This is a genomic window from Fulvimonas sp. R45, assembly GCF_030504985.1.
Classification (GTDB): domain Bacteria; phylum Pseudomonadota; class Gammaproteobacteria; order Xanthomonadales; family Rhodanobacteraceae; genus Rhodanobacter_A.
In genome coordinates this window covers 37844-44307 of the sequence record NZ_JASERU010000024.1, presented here as the reverse complement: position 1 = coordinate 44307, position 6464 = coordinate 37844, and the positions used below count along the sequence as shown (strand labels likewise).

Annotated in this window: 8 protein-coding genes; 4 read left to right on the top strand and 4 right to left on the bottom strand. The window is 71.2% G+C overall.

What is annotated here, in order from left to right:
- Positions 1-113: 113 nt before the first annotated feature.
- Positions 114-359 (bottom strand): hypothetical protein, encoded by a 246-nt coding sequence (locus QMK61_RS16135; protein WP_302073260.1) that lies wholly within the window; start codon positions 357-359, stop codon positions 114-116.
- Between the two features lie 173 nt (positions 360-532).
- Here QMK61_RS16135 and QMK61_RS16130 point away from each other — a divergent pair, with 173 nt between their 5' ends.
- Both QMK61_RS16130 and ubiA read left to right on the top strand, forming a co-directional pair.
- Entirely contained in the window at positions 533-1198 is a 666-nt protein-coding gene (locus QMK61_RS16130; protein WP_302073259.1) for a tyrosine-type recombinase/integrase, read from the top strand.
- Positions 1199-1409: 211 nt separating this feature from the next.
- Complete coding sequence (ubiA, locus tag QMK61_RS16125) at positions 1410-2303, top strand: 4-hydroxybenzoate octaprenyltransferase (RefSeq protein ID WP_302073261.1); 894 nt, start codon at positions 1410-1412, stop codon at positions 2301-2303.
- Between the two features lie 4 nt (positions 2304-2307).
- Here the strand turns inward: ubiA and QMK61_RS16120 are convergent, their stop codons facing one another.
- A complete protein-coding gene (locus QMK61_RS16120; protein WP_302073258.1) occupies positions 2308-2457 on the bottom strand; it encodes a hypothetical protein in 150 nt (49 codons plus the stop codon).
- A 189-nt stretch (positions 2458-2646) separates the two neighbouring features.
- Complete coding sequence (locus QMK61_RS16115) at positions 2647-3363, bottom strand: ComF family protein (protein ID WP_302073257.1); 717 nt, start codon at positions 3361-3363, stop codon at positions 2647-2649.
- 141 nt (positions 3364-3504) lie between these two features.
- On the opposite strand from QMK61_RS16115, the gene bioB reads away from it, so the two are divergent.
- Together bioB and bioF are read left to right on the top strand one after the other, a co-directional pair.
- Positions 3505-4548, top strand: coding sequence for a biotin synthase BioB (gene bioB, locus QMK61_RS16110; RefSeq protein WP_302073256.1), 1044 nt, complete (start codon positions 3505-3507; stop codon positions 4546-4548).
- Between the two features lie 126 nt (positions 4549-4674).
- Positions 4675-5889 (top strand): 8-amino-7-oxononanoate synthase, encoded by a 1215-nt coding sequence (bioF, locus tag QMK61_RS16105; protein ID WP_302073255.1) that lies wholly within the window; start codon positions 4675-4677, stop codon positions 5887-5889.
- Here bioF and QMK61_RS16100 read toward each other — a convergent pair.
- Positions 5873-6373 carry a hypothetical protein gene (locus QMK61_RS16100; RefSeq protein ID WP_302073254.1) on the bottom strand — a complete coding sequence of 167 codons (501 nt, stop codon included), beginning with the start codon at positions 6371-6373 and terminating at the stop codon, positions 5873-5875. The two genes, bioF and QMK61_RS16100, sit on opposite strands and share 17 nt — an antisense overlap.
- Positions 6374-6464 lie beyond the last annotated feature (91 nt).

Genomic DNA, 6464 nt, shown 5'->3' with positions numbered 1-6464 from the left:
TTCGCTCACCCCAAGGCCGAATACACGACTGCAACCGATTCATTCACCCCGCATCGACTGCTGCAGCACTCCGGGCTAGTTGCATGAGGAGTCCATACACGAGTTGTTAGAACTTAGCCGCGCCACTTGGTTACGCGACCTGAGGTTCGCTCCACCAGGAACCAAGCGACGCTCCCCATGAAGCCAAGAATGCAGATGAAGATAGCTGCGAAGACCATCATGTAGGCGGCATGCCAGCCAAGTTTTACACACGCAAAGGCAGCGCCCATGAGTATTGCAGCCACGCCCCAGCAAGCCAGCCCAATGACAAACGCCTTTGGGAGATGCGCCGGAATTTTTTCTGCGAGCCATCGAAGCATGGTGAGTTCTAACTCAAAGTAGATCCCAAAATGCAATGTAATCCCGCAGCCTATCCCGCGCAGTCAACGCGCGCAGCACGGCATTGCCCTACAAGAATCAACGACTTTCTCCCCTGTGTGCAGCCTAATCCTGCCGCCTAATCTCGCAGCGTTTGGCCACGCTGGAGACGATGATGACCGCATCCTTCCACGAAGCGGCACAAGGGGCAAGCGACGCGGCGGAACGGCGCCCGAAGCTGCTGGATCAGGTGCGCGGGCGCATGCGCAGGCTGGGCATGGCCCGGCGCAGCGAGGAGGCGTATGTCGGGTGGTTACGGCGCTTCATCCTGGCCCATGGCAAGCGGCACCCGGCCGACATGGGCGCGCCGGAGGTCGAGCGGTTCCTGGCCATCCTGGCGGTGCGGGAGCCGTTGCAGGCGCAATTGCGTGAAACCGCACGCCTGCATGAACGCGACAAACTGGCCGGCTTCGGGCGGGTGTGGCTGCCCGGCGCACTGGCCCGGAAATACCCCGATGCCGCCATCGAGTGGGGATGGCAGTACGTGTTTCCCGCGTCGGTCCGCAGCCTGGATCCGCGCGACGGTACCGAGCGGCGCCATCACCTCGACGAATCGTCGCTGCAGCGCGCGGTGAAGTCGGCCCGGGTCCGGGCCGGGATCGCCAAGCCGGCCACCTGCCATACCCTGCGCCACTCCTTCGCCACGCACCTGCTCGAAGCCGGGCACGACCTGCGCACGATCCAGGAACTGCTGGGCCACAAGGACGTGAAGACCACGCAGATCTACACGCACGTGTTGAACCGCGGCGGGCACGGCGTGACCAGTCCGTTGGACCGCTGAACACCGGCATCCCGCGCCCGGGCAAAGCGGTGCGTTTCCTGCGCCGCATCACGCCATCCCCGTCGCCCGCGCACGCTAAACTGGGCCGATGGCACCCACCCCGCGCAAGCGCCAGCGGCGCAGATCCCCTCCCCCGGCGTCGTTGCCGACGCGACGCGCGGCCGCACCGGCCACGGCGCGTCCGGCCGACAGCTCCACCCGCGCCAGCCGCGTGCTGGACTGGCTGCTGCACAAGCTGCCCCCGCGTTACCGCGAGAAGGCGCACGACTACCTGGTGCTCACCCGCATGGACCGCCCGATCGGCGCGCTGCTGCTGCTGTGGCCGACGTGGTGGGCGCTGTGGCTGGCGGCGGGCGATTTCCCGCCGTGGAAGCTGCTCGTGATCTTCACCCTCGGCGTGTTCGCGATGCGCGCGGCCGGCTGCGCGATCAACGATTTCGCCGACCGCAAGCTGGACCCGCAGGTGGCGCGCACCGCGGGACGGCCCATCGCCAGCGGCCGGGTGACCCCGCGCGAGGCGCTGGTGGTGTTTGCCGCGCTGCTGGCGTTCGCCTTCGTGCTGGTGCTGTTCACCAACGCGCTGACGATCAAGCTGTCCTTCGCCGGCGCCGCGCTGGCCGCGACCTACCCGTTCACCAAGCGCTGGACCTACCTGCCGCAGGTGGTGCTGGGCGCGGCGTTCGGCTGGTCGATCCCGATGGCGTTCGCCGCCGTGCTGGGCACGGTGCCGCCGCTGGGCTGGCTGCTGTTCATCGCCAACATCCTGTGGTCGGTGGTGTACGACACCGAGTACGCGATGGTGGACCGCGACGACGACCTGAAGGCCGGCGCGAAGTCCACCGCGATCCTGTTCGGCGACGCCGACCTGCCGATCCTCGGCATCCTGATGGCGACGCTGCTGCTGGCGATGCTGTTCGTGGGCCAGCGCGCGCAGCTGGGCTGGCCGTACTGGCTGGCGCTGCTGGTCGCCGCCGGCCTGTTCGCGTACCAGCTGTGGCTGATCCGCAGGCGCGAACGCGGCCCGTGTCTGGCCGCTTTCCGCCACAACAACTGGTGGGGGCTGGCGGTGTGGATCGGCATCGTGCTGGCGCTGGCGGTGAAGTAGATCGTCAGCCCGGCCCGACCTGGCGGCGCCGATACGCGTAGAGATCTTCGTCCCCGTCCCTGACGACCACGGCACCGAACGGGCGCCCGCCGCAGCCCGCGTTGTCGTGGGCCAGGGTGATGGCCTCGCGCAGGAACTGTTCGTCGACGGGCATGGGGGCTCCTGGCCGGGGCGCGGGCAGGGGGCGCCTGACGAAGTGCGGCACGCGGCCAAGGCATGCCTGCGTCCCGACCCGCGTCCGTGGAGGGGCACGCATGCTGCGCGTGACCAGCTTGGCAGCCGCCCTTGCGTCCGATTGCCGCCTCCACGCCGGCCCCGGACAGGCGCCATGCCGGCCCTTCCGCTAACCGCGCGGCGACGGCGCACGCGCCAAGGCCCACACGTCCACCCGTCGCACGCCGGCGCGCTTCAGCGCGCGGGCGCATTCGGCCAGGGTGGCGCCGGTGGTCATCACGTCGTCGAGCACCGCCACGTGGGCGGGCAGCGCCAGGCCGGCGCGCACGGCGAAGGCGCCGCGCACGTTGCGGCGGCGCGCGGCGGCGTCGAGTTCGGTCTGCGCGTCGGTGGCGCGCAGGCGTTGCAGCACGTCGTGGCGCAACGGTACGCCGCAATGGCGCGCCAGCGGCCGGGCCAGTTCCAGCGCCTGGTTGTAGCCGCGCCGGCGCAGGCGCGCGTGGTGCAGCGGCACCGGCAGGATCAGTTGCGGCAACGGGAGGACCGGCGGCTCGCGCTGCCACAGCGCCGACAACGCGCGACCGGCGGCCAGCTCGGCACCGAACTTGTAGCCCGATTCCAGCCGGCTCAGCGGCCACGCATAACGGAATGGCGCCCAGGCCGCGTCCCATGGCGGCGGGTGTCGCTGGCACAGGCCGCACAGCGCGGCGGGCGCGGCCAGCGGCAAGGCGCAGCGCGCGCAGCAGTTGCGGTTGCGCGGCAGCTCCGCGGCGCAGGCGGCGCACAGGTCGATGTCGCCGTCGCCAGCGACGCCGCACAACAGGCAACGAGGCGGCAGCAGCCAGCGCCCGATGCCGGCGATCCATGCCTGCGCGTTCTTCCGCACGTCCGTTCTCCCTGTGTCCCGATGCCGATGGTAGTGCCGCCATGCGCCGGCGCATCGTCAACTGTCAGTCCATGTCTCATGGTTGACAGCTTGTCGGGCGGCTTCCACACTCGCCGCCCGTCTCCCCACGAAGCCATCGCCGTGACCGATACTCCGATCCGCCACGACTGGACGCGCGACGAAGTGCTCGCGCTGTTCGACCTGCCGTTCAACGAACTGGTCTACCGCGCCCACACGGTGCACCGCGCGCACCACGACCCGAACGCGGTGCAGGTGTCCACCCTGCTCTCGATCAAGACCGGCGGCTGCCCGGAGGACTGCGCCTACTGCCCGCAGGCGGCCCGCTACGACACCGGCGTGCAGGCGCAGAAGCTGATGGACGTGGACGACGTGCTGGCGCGCGCGAAGGCCGCCAAGGCCGCCGGCGCCAGCCGCTTCTGCATGGGCGCGGCGTGGCGCGGGCCGAAGGACCGCGACATTCCCAAGGTGGCCGCGATCGTGCGTGCGGTGAAGGACCTGGGCCTGGAGACCTGCGCCACGCTGGGCCTGCTCGGCGACGGCCACGCGCAGCAGCTCAAGGACGCGGGCCTGGACTACTACAACCACAACATCGACACCGCGCCGGAGTTCTACGGCGAGATCATCCACACCCGCGAGTACCAGGACCGCCTCGACACGCTGGAACAGGTGCGCGACGCCGGCCTGAAGACCTGCTGCGGCGGCATCGTCGGCATGGGCGAGACGCGCGCGCAGCGCGCCGGCCTGCTGCAGGCGCTGGCCAACCTGCCCGCGCACCCCGAGTCGGTGCCGATCAACCAGCTGGTGGCGGTGCCCGGCACGCCGCTGGCGAACCAGGAGAAGCTCGATCCATTCGAGTTCGTGCGCGCCATCGCGGTGGCGCGCATCCTGATGCCGCGCTCGGTGGTGCGGCTGTCCGCCGGCCGCCAGCAGATGGACGACGCGGTGCAGGCGCTGTGCTTCTTCGCCGGCGCCGGTTCGATCTTCTACGGCGAGAAGCTGCTTACCACCGGCAACCCCGACGTGGAACACGACCAGGCGCTGTTCCGCCGGCTCGACCTGCGCGCGATGGAGGTGGTCGAGCAGCCGGGCACGGTGCACGCCGACATCCTGGAAAGCGAGGCGGCCGGCTGCGGCCACGGCTGCGGCTGCAGCGCGGCAGCGTGATCCGTGGCCGTCGCGCGGCGGAGTCTTTCTCCGGCTGTCGGGAACGGGGTTCACCCGGTGGCGCCCGTGCAGTGCGCGGGTGGGGTCGCCGGTACGCACCGGGCCCCTTGAACTGAAGCACACGTCGTGACCCGTCCAGACCTGCTCCAGCGCATCGCCGTCCAGACGGCCGCACGCGAACGCGACGGCCTGCGCCGGCGCCTGCGCGCGATCGACCACGCCGAGGGCGCCTGGCTGGAAGCCGGCGGCCGCCGCCTGCTCGGCTTCTGCGGCAACGACTACCTGGGCCTGGCGCAGCACCCGCAGCTGATCGCCGCACTGAAGCGCGCCGCCGACGACGAAGGCGTGGGCAGCACCTCGGCACACCTGATCTGCGGCCACCGCCGCGAACACGCGATGCTGGAGGAGGCGCTGGCCGAGTGGACCGGCCGCGAACGCGCGCTGCTGTTCTCCACCGGCTACATGGCCAACCTCGGCACGCTGCAGGCGCTGCTGGAACGCGGCGACGTCTGCGTCGAGGACAAGCTCAACCACGCCTGCCTGCTCGACGGCGTACGGCTCGCCGGCGCCGAGCTGAAACGCTACCCGCACGCCGACGCCGACGCCGCCGCGCGCCAGCTGCAAGGCCGGCCGGGCGCCGCCGCCCTGCTCGCCACCGACGGCGTGTTCAGCATGGACGGCGACGTGGCGCCGCTCACCGCGCTGGCCGCGCTGTGCGCGCGCGAACACGCCACGCTGATGGTGGACGACGCGCACGGCCTCGGCGTGCTGGGCACGGACGGCGCCGGCAGCGTGGCCGCCGCCGGCCTCGGCCCGCGCGAGGTGCCGGTGCTGATGGCCACGCTGGGCAAGGCGCTGGGCTGCAGCGGCGCCTTCGTCGCCGGCTCCGCCGCGCTGGTCGACGGGCTGGTGCAATTCGCCCGCCCCTACATCTACACCACCGCGATGCCGCCCGCGCTGGCCGCGGCCGCCCATGCCGCGGTCGTCCTCGCGCGCGGGGAAGGCTGGCGCCGCGAAAAGCTCGCCGCGCTGGTCGCCCGTTTCCGCGCCGGCGCGGGCGAACTCGGCCTGCCGCTGCTGCCGTCGCCCAGCGCGATCCAGCCACTGCTGCTGGGCGATGCGCAGGCCGCGCTGGAGGCCGCGCGGTCGCTGGAGCAACGCGGCTTCCTGGTCGGCGCGATCCGCCCGCCTACCGTGCCGCGCGGCCAGGCGCGGCTGCGCATCACCCTGTCCGCGGCGCATGGGGAGGCCGACGTCGACCGCCTGCTCGATGCGCTGGCCGATTGCCTGCATGGCCACGCCCCGGAACCCGGTCATGCCGCCGCTACAGGCAGTCGCTGAGCCCGTCGTACAGCGTGGCCCCGGTCCGCGGCAGCGGCGCCTGCAGCGGATGCGCCACCGCCAGCGCGGCCAGCAGTTCGTGGACCGTGGTGTGCGGCGCCAGCGGACTGACGCAGCGCCAGCCGGGAATCGACGCACGCACCCGTCCATGACGTTCGCCGATCCGCTCGTCGCTGGCGGCGAAGCTCCACACGCATTGGCCGATCTCGCCCGTCGCCGCGTCGGCGGAACAGACGAAACGCAACGACATGATGTCGCTGTAGTCGCCCTCGCAGAAGGTGTCGCCGCAGATGTCGTCGAAGTCGCGCCGCAGGGCGTTGGTGATGCCGTACCACGCATCGATGTCCGCATCGTCCTGCAGCGTGTTGGTGAGGTCGGTGTAGCGCGCGGCCGCTGCGGCGGATACCGCCGCCGGTTGCGCGGATGCCGCGGAAATCCCGAGCCCAAGCAGCCCGGCGGCGGCGATGACCATGCCTGTCTTCATGTCGAGTCCTTCCGGTCGCACGCCCCGGATCGGGGCCGGTGCAGCGTGCCCCGAGGCCCCGGCCGTGGTCTGTCGTCGCGCACCGCGACGC

What these genes read in the sequence shown, in the direction of transcription:
- QMK61_RS16135 (WP_302073260.1), bottom strand. Translation starts at nt 359, where the DNA reads ATGCTTCGATGGCTCGCAGAAAAAATTCCGGCGCATCTCCCAAAGGCG.
- QMK61_RS16130 (WP_302073259.1), top strand. Translation starts at nt 533, where the DNA reads ATGACCGCATCCTTCCACGAAGCGGCACAAGGGGCAAGCGACGCGGCG.
- QMK61_RS16120 (WP_302073258.1), bottom strand. Translation starts at nt 2,457, where the DNA reads ATGCCCGTCGACGAACAGTTCCTGCGCGAGGCCATCACCCTGGCCCAC.
- QMK61_RS16100 (WP_302073254.1), bottom strand. Translation starts at nt 6,373, where the DNA reads ATGAAGACAGGCATGGTCATCGCCGCCGCCGGGCTGCTTGGGCTCGGG.